This window comes from Pseudomonas fluorescens (assembly GCF_902497625.1).
GTDB classification, from domain to species: domain Bacteria; phylum Pseudomonadota; class Gammaproteobacteria; order Pseudomonadales; family Pseudomonadaceae; genus Aquipseudomonas; species Aquipseudomonas fluorescens_BQ.
Genome location: NZ_CABVGX010000028.1, coordinates 19786 through 34978, shown reverse-complemented (window position 1 = coordinate 34978; position 15193 = coordinate 19786). Strand labels below are relative to the sequence as shown.

The 15193-nt window shown below is 59.2% G+C and carries 13 protein-coding genes; 10 read left to right on the top strand and 3 right to left on the bottom strand.

Annotation, left to right across the window (positions count from 1 at the left end; translation table 11 throughout):
* Positions 1 to 250 precede the first annotated feature (250 nt).
* Entirely contained in the window at positions 251 to 1780 is a 1530-nt protein-coding gene (locus tag F8N12_RS17555; protein ID WP_150581589.1) for a DHA2 family efflux MFS transporter permease subunit, read from the top strand.
* A gap of 158 nt (positions 1781 to 1938) precedes the next feature.
* Here the strand turns inward: F8N12_RS17555 and lpxH are convergent, their stop codons facing one another.
* Positions 1939 to 2691, bottom strand: a complete 753-nt coding sequence (gene lpxH, locus F8N12_RS17550) for a UDP-2,3-diacylglucosamine diphosphatase (protein ID WP_150581588.1) — start codon at positions 2689 to 2691, stop codon at positions 1939 to 1941.
* Positions 2688 to 3191 (bottom strand): peptidylprolyl isomerase, encoded by a 504-nt coding sequence (locus F8N12_RS17545; RefSeq protein ID WP_150581587.1) that lies wholly within the window; start codon positions 3189 to 3191, stop codon positions 2688 to 2690. Before F8N12_RS17545 ends, lpxH begins: the two co-directional genes overlap by 4 nt.
* 249 nt (positions 3192 to 3440) lie before the next feature.
* Between F8N12_RS17545 and F8N12_RS17540 the strand changes: the two genes are divergently transcribed.
* Complete coding sequence (locus F8N12_RS17540) at positions 3441 to 5141, top strand: glutamine--tRNA ligase/YqeY domain fusion protein (RefSeq protein ID WP_150581586.1); 1701 nt, start codon at positions 3441 to 3443, stop codon at positions 5139 to 5141.
* Positions 5142 to 5158: 17 nt separating this feature from the next.
* Positions 5159 to 6541 carry a cysteine--tRNA ligase gene (cysS, locus tag F8N12_RS17535; protein ID WP_150581585.1) on the top strand — a complete coding sequence of 461 codons (1383 nt, stop codon included), beginning with the start codon at positions 5159 to 5161 and terminating at the stop codon, positions 6539 to 6541.
* Positions 6542 to 6758: 217 nt separating this feature from the next.
* Here cysS and F8N12_RS17530 read toward each other — a convergent pair whose 3' ends face one another.
* Entirely contained in the window at positions 6759 to 8591 is a 1833-nt protein-coding gene (locus tag F8N12_RS17530; protein ID WP_150581584.1) for a sigma-54-dependent Fis family transcriptional regulator, read from the bottom strand.
* Here F8N12_RS17530 and F8N12_RS17525 point away from each other — a divergent pair.
* The 7 genes from F8N12_RS17525 (at position 8590) to F8N12_RS17495 (ending at position 14997) form a co-directional block, all read left to right on the top strand.
* The gene (locus F8N12_RS17525; protein WP_150581583.1) at positions 8590 to 8985 is read left to right on the top strand and encodes a hypothetical protein; all 396 of its coding nucleotides are present in this window, start codon (positions 8590 to 8592) and stop codon (positions 8983 to 8985) included. The genes F8N12_RS17530 and F8N12_RS17525 overlap by 2 nt on opposite strands.
* A gap of 72 nt (positions 8986 to 9057) precedes the next feature.
* Positions 9058 to 10152: an ABC transporter ATP-binding protein gene (locus F8N12_RS17520; RefSeq protein WP_150581582.1), complete on the top strand. Its 1095-nt coding sequence runs from the start codon at positions 9058 to 9060 to the stop codon at positions 10150 to 10152.
* Positions 10152 to 11249, top strand: a complete 1098-nt coding sequence (locus F8N12_RS17515; protein WP_150581581.1) for an ABC transporter ATP-binding protein — start codon at positions 10152 to 10154, stop codon at positions 11247 to 11249. The genes F8N12_RS17520 and F8N12_RS17515 overlap by 1 nt, the downstream gene beginning before the upstream one ends.
* A complete protein-coding gene (locus F8N12_RS17510; RefSeq protein ID WP_150581580.1) occupies positions 11246 to 12112 on the top strand; it encodes a carbohydrate ABC transporter permease in 867 nt (288 codons plus the stop codon). Before F8N12_RS17515 ends, F8N12_RS17510 begins: the two co-directional genes overlap by 4 nt.
* Before the next feature lie 10 nt (positions 12113 to 12122).
* Positions 12123 to 12923 carry a carbohydrate ABC transporter permease gene (locus F8N12_RS17505; RefSeq protein WP_150581579.1) on the top strand — a complete coding sequence of 267 codons (801 nt, stop codon included), beginning with the start codon at positions 12123 to 12125 and terminating at the stop codon, positions 12921 to 12923.
* 10 nt (positions 12924 to 12933) lie between these two features.
* A complete protein-coding gene (locus F8N12_RS17500) occupies positions 12934 to 13206 on the top strand; it encodes a DUF2160 domain-containing protein (protein WP_150581578.1) in 273 nt (90 codons plus the stop codon).
* Positions 13207 to 13254: 48 nt separating this feature from the next.
* Positions 13255 to 14997 carry an ABC transporter substrate-binding protein gene (locus F8N12_RS17495; RefSeq protein WP_150581577.1) on the top strand — a complete coding sequence of 581 codons (1743 nt, stop codon included), beginning with the start codon at positions 13255 to 13257 and terminating at the stop codon, positions 14995 to 14997.
* Positions 14998 to 15193: the final 196 nt, after the last annotated feature.

Here is a 15193-nt window from a genome sequence, read left to right as displayed (position 1 = left end):
AAAGCCCCATCACCACAGGAGCCCCTCATCACAAAGCCCTATCACCACAGGAGCCTCTTATCAAAAAGCCCCATCACCACAAAAGCCTCTCATCACAAAGCCCTATCACCGCAGGAGCCTCTCATCACAAAGCCGCATCACCACAGAAGCGCCTCACCACAAAGCCACACAAAGGATTGCTCACCTCATGAGCTCGCTCCCACAGGGTTTGCTGCGTTTTTAGCGCCCGTTCAGTTTCAAAGGATTCGCGATGAGCAATAAAGCGTCTTTCACGCCGCCCAGCCTGCTGCTAAGCACAATCGGGCTGTCGCTTGCGACGTTCATGCAGGTGCTCGACACCACCATTGCCAACGTGGCGCTGCCGACCATTTCCGGCAACCTCGGCGTGAGCTCGGAGCAGGGCACCTGGGTCATCACGTCTTTCGCCGTGAGTAATGCGATCGCGCTGCCGCTGACCGGTTGGCTCAGTCGCCGCTTCGGTGAAGTGAAGCTGTTTCTGTGGGCGACCATTCTGTTTGTACTGGCCTCGTTTCTGTGCGGGATTTCCACCTCGATGCCGGAGTTGATCGGCTTTCGTGTCCTGCAAGGGCTGGTGGCCGGCCCACTGTACCCGATGACCCAGACGCTGCTCATCGCCGTCTATCCACCGGCCAGGCGCGGCATGGCCCTGGCGTTGCTGGCGATGGTTACGGTCGTGGCGCCGATTGCCGGGCCGATTCTCGGTGGCTGGATTACCGACAGCTACAGTTGGCCGTGGATTTTCTTCATCAACGTGCCGATCGGGATTTTCGCGGTGATGGTGGTGCGCCAGCAACTCAAGGCTCGCCCGGTGGTGACCAGTTATCAGCCGATGGATTACGTCGGTCTGATCACCCTGATCATCGGAGTCGGCGCGCTTCAGGTGATCCTCGACAAAGGCAACGACCTGGACTGGTTCGAGTCCAATTTCATCATCATGGGCGCGGCGATTTCGGTGATTGCGCTGGCGGTGTTCGTGATCTGGGAGATGACCGACCAGCATCCGGTGGTCAACCTGCGGCTGTTCGCCCATCGTAACTTCCGGATCGGCACGATTGTGCTGGTGTTGGGCTATGCCGGTTTCTTCGGCATCAACCTGATTTTGCCGCAATGGTTGCAGACGCAGATGGGCTATACCGCCACCTGGGCCGGTCTGGCCGTGGCGCCGATCGGGATTCTGCCGGTCCTGATGTCGCCGTTCGTGGGCAAGTACGCGCACAAATTCGACCTGCGTTTGCTGGCCGGGCTGGCATTTCTGGCGATTGGCTTGAGCTGCTTCATGCGCGCCGGTTTCACCAACGAAGTGGACTTTCAGCACATCGCGCTGGTGCAGTTATTCATGGGGATTGGCGTGGCGCTGTTCTTCATGCCGACCCTGAGCATTCTGATGTCGGACCTGCCACCGAGCCAGATCGCCGATGGCGCCGGGTTGGCGACGTTTCTGCGGACGTTGGGCGGGAGTTTCGCAGCGTCGCTAACCACGTGGATCTGGATTCGCCGGGCGGACCAGCACCATGCGTACATGAGCGAAAGCATCAGCACTTACGAACCGGCAACCCGCGAGGCGCTGAATGCGCTGGGCGGCCCAAGCAATCCAGCGTATGCGCAGCTCGATCATGTGCTGACCAGTCAGGCGTACATGCTGTCGACCATCGACTACTTCACATTGCTCGGCTGGGCGTTCATGGGGTTGATCGTGATCGTGTGGCTGGCGAAACCGCCGTTTGCGGCGAAGGCGGGGCCTGCATCGGCAGGGCATTAAACCCAGCACAAGTCCCGGTGGGAGCGAGCCTGCTCGCGAATACGGTGGATCAGTCAATGAGAGGTTGAATATGACTGCGCCTTCGCGAGCAGGCTCGCTCCCACAAGGGGATTTGTGTTCGTCATTTAAACCGCGGCGGCGTGCAGGGACGAGCCCCCTCAGGTGGAAGGTGCTGCCAACTGCGCTGGCGGCGCGAAGTCGAAAGGCGCCAGGGCGAATCCGTTTTCGTCCACCTGCAACGCCCAGCCCTGACGATCCCAATCGCCCAACACAATCCGGCGAGCCGCCTGTTCGCCAATCTGCAGCTTGTGAATCGCCGGTCGATGGGTATGCCCGTGGATCAGCGTCTTCACGCCATGTTCCTGCATCACTCGCGGCACTTCTTCCGGTGTGACATCGACGATGTCATTGGCTTTCATCCGCGTTTGCGTACGGCTTTCACTGCGCAACTTGCGCGCCAGTTTATGCCGGGTGCCCAGCGGCAGATGGCGCAGAATGAACAGGGTGACGGGATTGCGCAGATAGCGACGCAGCTTCATGTAAGCCTCGTCGCGGGTGCACAGGCTGTCGCCGTGCATCAACAGCACCGACTCGCCTGCGAACTGCACGACACTCGGGTCCTTCAGTAGCGTACAACCGGCCTGTCTGCAAAAGGCCTGGCCGAGCATGAAGTCGCGATTGCCGTGCATCAGGAAAATCGCCGTGCCGCTGTCGCTGAGTTCGCGCAGGGCCTGGCAGATGGAACGCTGAAAGGGCGTCATGGCATCGTCGCCAATCCACGCCTCGAAAAAGTCGCCGAGAATGTACAACGCACTCGCCGAGCGGGCACGCCCGGCGAGCAAATCCAGAAACGCCCGGGTGATGTCCGGGCGCTCCTCTTCCAGATGCAAATCTGAAATCAGCAGTATCACTCAATGATCTCGGCTTTCTCGATGATCACGTCGTCTGCAGGTACGTCCTGGTGGCCGGCCTTGGAAGTGGTGGCCACGCCTTTGATCTTGTCGACGACGTCAGTGCCGGAAACCACTTTGGCGAATACCGCGTAGCCCCAACCCTGAGTGGTCTTGGCGCTGTGGTTCAGGAAGCTGTTGTCAGCCACGTTGATGAAGAACTGCGCGGACGCCGAATGCGGCTCCATGGTGCGAGCCATGGCGACAGTGTACTTCTCGTTCGGCAAGCCGTTGTCGGCTTCGTTCTGGATGCTTGGGCGCTTGTCTTTCTTTTCTTTCATGCCTGGCTCGAAACCGCCGCCCTGGATCATGAAATTACCGATAACGCGGTGGAAAACGGTGTTTTCGTAGTGCCCGGCTTTCACGTACTCGATGAAGTTGGCAACGGTCAGCGGTGCCTTTTCAGCGTTCAGTTCAAGGACGATGTCGCCGTGGTTGGTGGTCAGTTTGACTTGGGTCATGTTGGCTACTCTTTCAAGGAATTCGTGGGTTTCGGGGCAACGGGGCCCGCCACCGGTCCGGCCAGTGTCGGCCAAGGTGCGCAGTTTAGCGTGCCGGGCGCGAATTTCGAGGCTGTTTTTCATTTGCCGCCGATTAAATGCAGCCGTTTTCGGGCCTGCTCTGTCAGCGCCTTGACGGCATCGGCTATGATAGCGGCTTTGTTTTGTCTGGCTGTCTTCCGGCCGCGCACTTGTACGTTCAAGGATCCTATGAGCAAGCCCACTGTCGACCCTACCTCGAATGCCAAGACCGGCCCTGCCGTGCCGGTCAATTTCCTGCGCCCGATCATCCAGGCGGACCTGGACTCGGGTAAGCACACGCAGATCGTCACCCGTTTCCCGCCTGAGCCCAACGGCTACCTGCATATCGGTCACGCCAAGTCGATCTGTGTGAACTTCGGCCTGGCCCAGGAATTCGGCGGCGTCACCCACCTGCGTTTCGACGACACCAACCCGGCCAAGGAAGACCAGGAATACATCGACGCGATCGAAAGCGACGTCAAATGGCTGGGCTTCGAGTGGTCCGGCGAAGTGCGCTACGCCTCGCAGTATTTCGACCAGTTGCACGAATGGGCCGTCGAGCTGATCAAGGCCGGCAAGGCCTACGTCGATGACTTGAGCCCGGAACAAGCCAAGGAATACCGCGGCACTCTGACCGAGCCGGGCAAGAACAGCCCGTTCCGCGATCGCTCCGTCGAAGAAAACCTCGACTGGTTCGCCCGCATGCGCGCTGGCGAATTCCCGGACGGCGCACGCGTGCTGCGGGCGAAGATCGACATGGCCTCGCCGAACATGAACCTGCGCGACCCGATCATGTACCGCATCCGTCACGCGCATCACCACCAGACCGGTGACAAGTGGTGCATCTACCCGAACTACGACTTCACCCACGGTCAGTCGGACGCCATCGAAGGCATCACCCACTCGATCTGCACCCTCGAGTTCGAAAGCCATCGCCCGCTGTACGACTGGTTCCTGGACGCTCTACCAGTACCGGCACACCCACGTCAGTACGAGTTCAGCCGCCTGAACCTGAACTACACCATCACCAGCAAGCGCAAGCTCAAGCAACTGGTCGATGAAAAGCACGTGCATGGCTGGGATGACCCGCGCATGTCCACGCTGTCCGGCTTCCGCCGCCGTGGCTACACCCCGGCGTCGATTCGCAACTTCTGCGAGATGGTCGGCACCAACCGTTCCGACGGCGTGGTCGACTACGGCATGCTCGAGTTCAGCATCCGTCAGGACCTCGATGCGAACGCGCCGCGCGCGATGTGCGTGCTGCGTCCATTGAAAGTCGTGATCACCAATTACCCGGAAGATCAGGTCGACAACCTCGAACTGCCGCGTCATCCGCAGAAGGAAGAACTCGGCGTACGCAAGCTGCCGTTCGCGCGTGAAATCTACATCGACCGCGATGACTTCATGGAAGAGCCGCCGAAGGGCTACAAGCGCCTGGAGCCGAACGGCGAAGTGCGCCTGCGTGGCAGCTACGTGATCCGCGCCGACGAAGCGATCAAGGACGCCGATGGCAATATCGTCGAGCTGCGTTGCTCGTACGACCCGGAAACCCTCGGCAAGAACCCTGAAGGCCGCAAGGTCAAAGGCGTGGTGCATTGGGTGCCGGCGGCGGCCAGCATCGAGTGCGAAGTGCGCTTGTACGATCGCCTGTTCCGTTCGCCGAACCCGGAGAAGGCCGAAGACAGCGCCAGTTTCCTCGACAACATCAACCCTGACTCGCTGCAGGTACTGACCGGTTGTCGTGCCGAACCCTCGCTGGGCGACGCACAACCGGAAGACCGTTTCCAGTTCGAGCGCGAAGGCTACTTCTGCGCCGATATCAAAGACTCGAAACCTGGTCATCCGGTGTTCAACCGTACCGTGACCTTGCGTGATTCGTGGGGCCAGTGATTCAAGGAACCTCTAAAGTGCTTTCGATCTACAACACGCTCACCAAGAGCAAAGAAGTGTTCAAGCCGCTGGATGGCAACAATGTGCGCATGTACGTCTGCGGGATGACCGTGTACGACTACTGCCACTTGGGTCACGGCCGCAGCATGGTCGCGTTCGACCTGGTGACCCGCTGGTTGCGCTTCAGCGGTTACAACCTGACGTATGTGCGCAACATCACCGACATCGACGACAAGATCATCAATCGGGCCAACGAGAACGGCGAGTCGTTCGAAGCCTTGACCGAGCGCATGATCGCGGCGATGCACGAAGACGAAGCGCGCCTGAACATCCAGAAGCCGGACATGGAACCGCGCGCCACCGATCACATTCCGGGCATGCTCAGCATGATCCAGACCCTGATCGACAAGGGATATGCCTACGCCGCGAGCAATGGCGACGTGTACTACCGCGTCGGCAAATTCATGGGCTACGGCAAGTTGTCGCGCAAGAAGATCGAAGACCTGCGCATCGGCGCACGGATCGAAGTCGACGAGTCGAAACAGGACCCGCTCGACTTTGTCCTGTGGAAAGCCACCAAGCCGGGCGAGCCTAGCTGGCCTTCGCCGTGGGGCGACGGTCGTCCTGGCTGGCACATCGAGTGCTCGGTGATGTCGACCTGCTGCCTGGGCGAGACCTTCGATATTCATGGCGGCGGCAGCGACCTTGAGTTCCCGCACCACGAAAACGAAATCGCCCAGAGCGAAGCGGCCACCGGCCAGACCTACGCCAACGCCTGGATGCATTGCGGCATGATCCGCATCAATGGCGAGAAGATGTCCAAGTCGTTGAACAACTTCTTCACCATCCGCGACGTGCTGGAAAAGTACCACCCGGAAGTCGTGCGTTACCTGCTGGTGTCGAGTCATTACCGCAGCGCGATCAACTATTCGGAAGACAACCTCAAGGACGCCAAGAGCGCGCTCGAGCGTTTCTACCATGCGTTGAAAGGTTTGCCGAGCGTAACGCCGGCCGGTGGCGAGGCGTTTGTCGAACGCTTTACCCAGGTGATGAACGACGATTTCGGCACGCCGGAAGCCTGCGCGGTGTTGTTCGAAATGGTGCGTGAGATCAATCGTCTGCGCGAGAGCGATCTCGAGGCGGCGGCGGGTTTGGCAGCGCGCTTGAAAGAGCTGGCCAGCGTGTTGGGCGTGTTGCAGCTGGAAGCCGACGATTTCCTGCAGGCCGGTGCCGCAGGGCGCGTGGATGCGGCTGAGGTTGATGCGCTGATTGCTGCGCGTCTGGCCGCTCGTGCGGGTAAAGACTGGGCCGAATCCGACCGCATCCGCGACCAGCTCACCGCGATGGGCGTGGTGCTCGAAGATGGCAAGGGTGGCACGACCTGGCGTCTGGCTGACTGATTGCTGTAGTCGCTACAAACAAAACCCGCCTTGTGCGGGTTTTTGTTATTTGAGCAGCTGCAAGTCTGGTGGCGCCGCGACCGAGGCCATCGCGAGCAGGCTCGCTCCCACATTGGATTTTCAATAGGTTTGAGTTCTGTGTAAGGCACAAATTCCCTGTGGGAGCGAGCCTGCTCGCGCTGGTCTCAAGCCGAGCAGAAACACTGCGGCTTACTAATCATTCAGCCTGGCGCAATCGCTTATAAAGCGTATTGCGGCTAACGCCCAGGCGCCTGGCCAGGTGCGAAATATTTCCCCCCGCCGCCTGCAACTGCCGATTCAAATCCTGCGCATCATTCAAATCCACGGCCACGGTGTCCGGCAATTCCACCGGCGCCATCTGCAGATCAACAAAAAAATCATCCGGCAAATGCTCCGGCCGCACCGGCTGTTCTTCGGCCATGGCCAGGGCGACCTGTATCACGCTGCTGACCTGACGCAAATTCCCCGGCCACGGGTGGCGGCTGAACAACTCCATCACCTCTCGACTGAGCCCGGCCCATTGCGCCGGCTCGCGGTGCTGTTCCCACAGGCGCGTGAACAGCGCTTGCTTGTCGCTGCGCTCGCGCAGCGGCGGCAATTCCAGCGTCAGCCCACCGATGCGGTAATACAGGTCCTCACGAAACCGCCCCGACTGAACCTGCTCGCGCAACGCACGGTTGGTCGCCGAAATAATACGGATGTCGACCGGGAACAACTCGCTGCTGCCCACCGGCTGCACGCAGCGCTCCTGCAACACCCGCAACAAACGCGCTTGCGTCGGCAGCGGCATGTCGCCAATTTCGTCGAGGAACAAGGTGCCTTTGTCAGCCTTGCGGATCAGGCCGATGCTGCCTTTCTGGCTGGCGCCGGTGAACGCGCCTTTCTCATAACCGAACAGTTCCGACTCCACCAGTTCGGCGGGGATCGCCGCACAGTTGACGGCGATGAATGGCTGTTTGCCGCGCGAGCTGCCTTGATGGAGCGCTTTGACGAAGACTTCCTTGCCGACCCCGGTTTCGCCGTGAATCAACAGGGGAATGTCTTTTTCCAGCAAGCGTTCGGCCTGGCGCACGGCTTTTTCAACGCGACTGTCGCCGAAGTGCAGGGTATCGAGGCTGATTGCTGCGGGCGCGGGCACTGCCGGTTGTGCAAAAACTCTGGCCTGAATCGGCACCTGCCTCGGCCGCTTGATCAGGCACTGAAAACGGTTGCGCCCGGACGCCTGCAAGGCAAACGGCAAGCCCTCGGGCTGATTCAGCAGTTCCAGCAGCGAGACTTTGAACAGACTCTCGACGCTGACCCGCGACAGGCTGATGCCCAACAGATTATCCGCACGGCGGTTGGCAGACAGCACCTGACCGCTTTCATCAAAAATCAGTAAACCGGCCCATTGGCTGTCGAGGTTGTTCAGCCCGGTGTTGAACGTCAATTGAAAATGCTGGCCATGGAACAGGTTCAGAATCAGCCGATTCTCCACGGTCTGGCTCATCATCTTGACCATGCCGAGCGTGTGCGACGGCGGCAGGTAGCTGTCGCTGGACACGTCCAGCACCGCAATGACCTTACGGTCGGCATCGAAAATCGGCGCGGCGGAACCGGTCATGAAACGGTTGGCCTTGAGAAAATGCTCATCGTGTTCGATGTGCACTGCTTGCTCACAGGCCAGCGCCGTGCCGATCGCATTGGTGCCGCTGCATCGCTCCATCCAGCTGGCACCAGCGCTGAAACCGCGAGTCAGGCTCGGCGCGATAAAGCGCTGGGTGCCCCATGAGGTCAGCACCTGGCCTTGATGGTCAGCGAGCATGATCAGGCAATTGGAATTGCTGAGAATGTTTTCGTAATAGGGCAGGACTTCCTGGTGCGTGGTCTGCACCAGTGAGTGCTGGCTCTCCAGCAACTGGGCAATGTCTGCAGCGGGCAACTGGTCGAACGCCGGGGCGCTCTGATGATCAAGGCCAAAGGCGCGGCACCGTGACCAGGAGTCCTGGATGATGGTGTCGTGGGAGAGCGGCAGGGCAGGTGCGGCCATGGCAATCGATCTCTGGGCATTATTATTTTTGTTATGGACAAACGCGTTGTTTGTTTTTTGCTTAACGCCATTGGCCGGCGCGGACTTTGTAGCAGCTGGCGAAGCCTGCGTCCGGCGACGCAGTCGTCGTATATCCGGCATGCGCAGTCATCCTGATACACCGCGACGCCTGATGTTACGACGACCGCGTCGCCGGACGCAGGCTTCGCAAGCTGCTACGGGGGGCGTGGTGAATTCGGGTAATTGGGTCGCAAAACCGTTCATACATTGTTGTTCACTATTGTTCATTGTCAACCGGCGCAGTGTTCAGTTGTTCAAGCGCAGCTGTTCATTTCTGTTCAGCAACGAACGCCTTTATCCCTCCCCTGAAAACATTTTTCATGAAGATCAATGACTTGCCATTTCTGGCACGAATGTCGCTCTGTCATCCCGGTTGCTTGACTCCCAATAATAAAAAGGCCGAGCCATGTCACTCACCCTGGAGCACGTCAGCCGCACCGTCGAGGGCCAGACCTGGATCGACGATGCCTGCCTGAGTTTCGAACCCGGATCGTTCAACGTTTTGCTCGGCCGTACGCTGTCCGGCAAAACCAGCCTGATGCGCTTGATGGCCGGTCTCGACAAACCCGACGGTGGTCGCATCCTGATGAACGGCGTCGATATCACTCAACGCCCGGTGCGTCTGCGCAATGTGTCGATGGTCTATCAGCAATTCATCAATTACCCAACCATGACCGTGTTCGAGAACATCGCCTCGCCGTTGCGCCAGGGCGGCGTGTCCAACGAACTGATCCAGAGCAAAGTGCTGGAGACGGCGAAGATGTTGCGCATTGAAAAGTTCCTGCAGCGCCATCCCCTCGAACTGTCTGGTGGTCAGCAACAGCGCACGGCCATGGCCCGGGCGCTGGTCAAGGACGCCGAACTGATCCTGTTCGACGAACCGCTGGTCAACCTCGATTACAAGCTGCGCGAAGAACTGCGTCAGGAAATGCGCGAGCTGTTCAAGGCGCGCCACACCATTGCGATTTACGCCACCACCGAACCCAACGAGGCGCTGGCGCTGGGCGGCACCACGACCATTCTGCACGAGGGCCGGGTGATCCAGAGCGGCAAATCGTCCGAGGTTTATCACCAGCCGCAAACCGTGCTGGCGGCGGAATTGTTCAGCGAGCCGCCGATCAACCTGATGCCCGGGCGCATTGCCGGCAATGAGGTCAGCTTCGCCAACTTCGTGCATTTCCCGCTGAACGTCGACCTGCGCCCGGTCGGCGAAGGTGAGTTCCGCTTCGGCGTGCGTCCCAGCCACATCTCGCTGGTGCCGAGCAACGACGACGATCTGGAGTTGGCGGTGACCGTAGAGGTGGCCGAGATCAGCGGTTCGGAAACCTTCCTGCACGTGCGCAATGAACATTTTCTTCTGGTGCTGCACTTGCCCGGCGTTCACGAATACGACGTTGATGCGCCCATTCGTATCTACATCCCGACCCATAAACTGTTCGTGTTCGATGCGCAAGGACGGCTGGTTCAGGCCCCCGGTCGGCGCATCGCGAGGGTTGCCTGATGGCTGAAATACGTTTGCAAAACCTTGCCCACAGCTACACCCGCACACCGGCCGGACCTGACGATTACGCGATTCGCGAAATGGATCACGTCTGGGAGCAGGGCGGCGCCTATGCCTTGCTTGGGCCGTCGGGCTGCGGCAAGTCGACGTTGCTCAACATCATTTCCGGCCTGCTCAGCCCGTCGCAGGGCCAGGTGCTGTTCGACGGTAAAGTGGTTAACGACCTGACCCCGGAGAAGCGCAACATCGCCCAGGTGTTCCAGTTTCCAGTGGTCTACGACACCATGACGGTGTTCGACAACCTGGCGTTTCCCTTGCGTAACCAGGGCATGGCCGAAGCGAAAATTCATAGCAAGGTGCAGGAAATTGCCGAGGTGCTCGACCTCCAGGCGCTGCTGAGCAAAAAGGCGCGCAACCTCACCGCCGACGAAAAACAGAAAGTTTCGATGGGCCGTGGGCTGGTCCGTGACGACGTCTCGGCGATCCTCTTCGACGAGCCGCTGACGGTGATTGATCCACACCTGAAGTGGAAGCTGCGGCGCAAGCTCAAGCAGATTCACGAGCAATTCAACCTGACCATGGTCTACGTCACCCACGATCAATTGGAGGCTTCGACCTTCGCCGACAAGATCGCGGTGATGTACGGCGGCCAGATCGTCCAGTTCGGCACGCCGCGGCAATTGTTCGAGCGACCGAGCCACACTTTCGTCGGCTACTTCATCGGCAGCCCGGGCATGAATCTGATTGAGGTACTGCCGCAGCCCGGCGGCGTCGGTTTTGCCTCTACGCACCTGCCATTGTCCGACGCGCAGCTACGGCGGATCGCCGAATCGGAGTGGAGAACCCTGAAAGTGGGGATCCGCCCGGAATTTGTCCACGTCTGGGATGAACCGTTTGAAGACGCGATGCAGGCCTCAGTCGTCCATGTCGAAGACCTCGGCACCTACAAAATCATGACCCTGAACCTCGATGGCGCCCCCCTGAAAGTACGTCTTGCCGAAGACAAACCCGTGCCCGAAGGCATTGCGTACATCAGTTTTCCGGCTCAGTGGCTGATGGTCTATGCCGATGATTACCTGCTGGAGGCGCAGCCATGAACAAGGTACAGAACAACAAAGCGTGGTGGCTGGTGTTGCCGGTGTTTTTGCTGGTGGCCTTCAGTGCGGTGATCCCGATGATGACCGTGGTCAATTATTCGGTGCAGGATATCTTCGATCAGTCGAGCCGTTACTTCGTCGGTGCCGATTGGTACCGGCAGGTTCTGATGGACCCGCGCCTGCATGATTCGCTGTTGCGGCAGTTCATCTATTCCGGCTGCGTGCTGCTGATCGAAATCCCGCTGGGCATCGCCATCGCCCTGACCATGCCGACCAAGGGCCGCTGGTCTTCACTGGTGCTGATCATTCTGGCGATTCCGCTGCTGATTCCGTGGAACGTGGTTGGCACCATCTGGCAGATTTTCGGACGGGCCGACATTGGCTTGCTGGGTTCGAGCCTCAATGCGCTGGGCATCAACTATAACTATGCAGCCAACACCATGGATGCCTGGGTCACGGTGCTGGTGATGGACGTGTGGCACTGGACGTCGCTGGTGGCGCTGTTGTGTTTCTCCGGACTGCGGGCGATTCCGGACGTGTATTACCAGGCGGCGCGGATTGATCGGGCCTCGGCCTGGGCAGTGTTTCGACACATCCAGTTGCCCAAGCTCAAAAGCGTGTTGCTGATCGCGGTGATGCTGCGCTTCATGGACAGTTTCATGATCTATACCGAGCCCTTCGTGCTCACCGGTGGCGGGCCGGGCAACGCGACCACGTTCCTCAGCCAGACCCTGACGCAAATGGCCATCGGCCAATTCGATCTCGGCCCGGCGGCGGCTTTTTCGCTGGTGTATTTCCTGATCATTCTGTTGGTGTCCTGGCTGTTCTATACCGCCATGACTCACTCCGACGCCAACCGGTGAGGTCCGCGCCATGAACCTGAAGAAAGTCATACCGCTGCTGATCTATATCCTGTTCCTGCTGGTGCCGATTTACTGGCTGCTGAATATGTCGTTCAAGAGCAACACCGAAATCCTCAGCGGGCTGACGCTGTTTCCGCAGGATTTCACCTTGGCCAACTACAAGGTGATCTTCACTGACCCGGCCTGGTACACCGGCTACCTCAACTCGCTGTATTACGTGAGCCTGAACACGGTGTTCTCGCTCAGCGTGGCGTTGCCGGCAGCGTACGCATTTTCGCGCTATCGTTTTCTGGGTGACAAGCACCTGTTCTTCTGGCTGCTGACCAACCGCATGGCGCCACCGGCGGTGTTTCTGTTGCCGTTCTTCCAGCTGTATTCCTCGATCGGGCTGTTTGATACGCACATCGCGGTAGCGTTGGCCCATTGCCTCTTCAACGTGCCGTTGGCGGTGTGGATTCTCGAAGGCTTCATGTCCGGCGTGCCGAAAGAAATCGACGAAACGGCCTACATTGACGGCTACAGTTTCCCCAAGTTCTTCGTCAAGATTTTCGTCCCGCTGATCGGTTCCGGTATCGGTGTCACGGCGTTTTTCTGCTTCATGTTTTCCTGGGTCGAACTGCTGCTGGCGCGCACGCTCACCTCGGTGAACGCTAAACCCATCGCCGCCGTGATGACCCGCACGGTGTCGGCGTCCGGCATCGACTGGGGCGTGCTCGCAGCGGCGGGGGTGTTGACGATTTTGCCGGGCATGCTGGTGATCTGGTTTGTTCGCAACCACGTGGCCAAAGGCTTTGCCTTGGGCCGGGTATGAGGAACTGATGATGGAATGGATGAACTGGACCGCCCCGACGGCGGCCTTCTTTGGTGTCATCGGCCTGATTCTGGCGGGTATGACGACCTGGGAATTGCGTTCGCCGAGCATTCCCCGGCGAGGTTTTCTGCCGATTGCCACCACCCGTGGCGATCGGCTGTTTATCGGTCTTCTCGGCAGCGCCTACCTGCATTTGCTGGTAATCGGCGCCACCGACTGGAGCATCTGGGTTGCGTTCGCGATATCCCTGGTGTGGCTGTTGGCTGTGATGCGTTGGGGCTAGTCGACACCGATCGGCAACGTTGCTCCGAAACTTAAACAGGAGGTCTCTATGTTCGACAAAAACAATAAGCTGCGACATAGCATTTCATTGGCAGCCATATTCGCGATGAGCGGGTTGAGCGCTTCGGCTTGGGCCGATGCCTATGAAGACGCCGCGAAAAAATGGATCGGCAGTGAGTTCAAGCCGTCCACCCTGACGGCGGAACAGCAGCTCGAAGAACTGAAATGGTTTATCAAGGCGGCCGAGCCGTTTCGCGGCATGAAGATCAACGTGGTATCGGAAACCATCGCCACGCACGAGTACGAATCCAAGGTGCTGGCCAAAGCGTTCAGCGAAATCACCGGCATCAAGCTCACCCACGATCTGTTGCAGGAAGGCGACGTGGTGGAAAAGCTGCAGACCCAGATGCAATCGGACAAGAACATCTACGACGGCTGGGTCAACGACTCGGATTTGATCGGTACGCACTTCCGTTATGGCAAAACCGAATCGATCACCGATCTGATGGCCAACGAAGGCAAGAATTTCACCTCGCCGACCCTCGACCTCAAAGACTTTATTGGTATCTCGTTCACCACCGCGCCGGACGGCAAGATCTACCAACTTCCCGACCAGCAGTTCGCCAACCTGTACTGGTTCCGCGCCGACTGGTTTGAACGCGCCGACCTGAAAGCCAAGTTCAAGGAAAAATACGGTTACGAGCTAGGCGTACCTGTGAACTGGTCAGCCTATGAAGACATTGCCAAATTCTTCAGCGAAGACGTCAAGGAAATCGACGGCAAGCGCGTTTACGGCCACATGGATTACGGCAAGAAGGATCCGTCACTGGGCTGGCGTTTCACCGATGCCTGGTTCTCCATGGCCGGTGGCGGCGACAAGGGGCTGCCCAACGGTTTGCCAGTGGACGAGTGGGGCATTCGCGTCGAGGATTGCCATCCGGTCGGTTCCAGCGTGACCCGTGGCGGCGACACCAATGGCCCGGCCGCCGTTTACGCGACCACCAAGTACGTGGAATGGATGAAAAAATACGCGCCACCGGAAGCGGCGGGCATGACGTTCTCCGAGTCCGGCCCGGTGCCGTCCCAGGGCAACATCGCCCAGCAAATCTTCTGGTACACCGCGTTCACCGCCGACATGACCAAACCGGGCCTGCCGGTGATGAACGCCGACGGCACGCCGAAGTGGCGGATGGCGCCATCGCCGAAAGGGCCGTACTGGGAAGAGGGCATGAAGCTCGGTTATCAGGACACCGGTTCGTGGACTTTCCTCAAGTCGACGCCGGAAAAACAGAAACTCGCGGCCTGGCTGTACGCGCAGTTTGTGACCTCGAAAACTGTCTCGCTGAAGAAAACCATCGTCGGTCTGACCCCGATCCGCGAGTCCGACATCAACTCGCAAGCCATGACCGACCTCGCGCCGAAACTCGGTGGCCTGGTCGAGTTCTACCGCAGCCCGGCCCGCGTGCAATGGACCCCGACCGGGACCAACGTGCCGGACTATCCGCGTCTGGCGCAGTTGTGGTGGAGCCATATTGCCGAAGCCGCCAGCGGCGAGAAAACTCCCCAGGAAGCGCTTGATGGTCTGGCCAAGGATCAGGACGCAATCATGACGCGCCTGGAACGCTCCAAGGCCCAGGCTACCTGCGCACCTAAAATGAACCCTGAGCGCGACGCGCAATACTGGTTCGACCAACCGGGCGCGCCGAAACCGAAACTGGAAAACGAGAAGCCTAAGGGCGAGACCGTGAGCTATGCCGAACTGCTGAAATCCTGGGAGGCGGCGCGTAAGTAAAATGGTTGGCGTGTGAAAGGCGAACGGCACCGTAAGGTGCCGTTTTTTTTGATACCTGTTCCACCGCTTTCGCGAGCAGGCTCGCTCCCACATTAGATCGGTAGTGCTCGTGATGTGTGTCCCCGCAATACCCCCTGTGGGAGCGAGCCTGCGCCGTCGCCAAAAAAAACGGCACCCTAAGGTGCCGTTTCTGTTT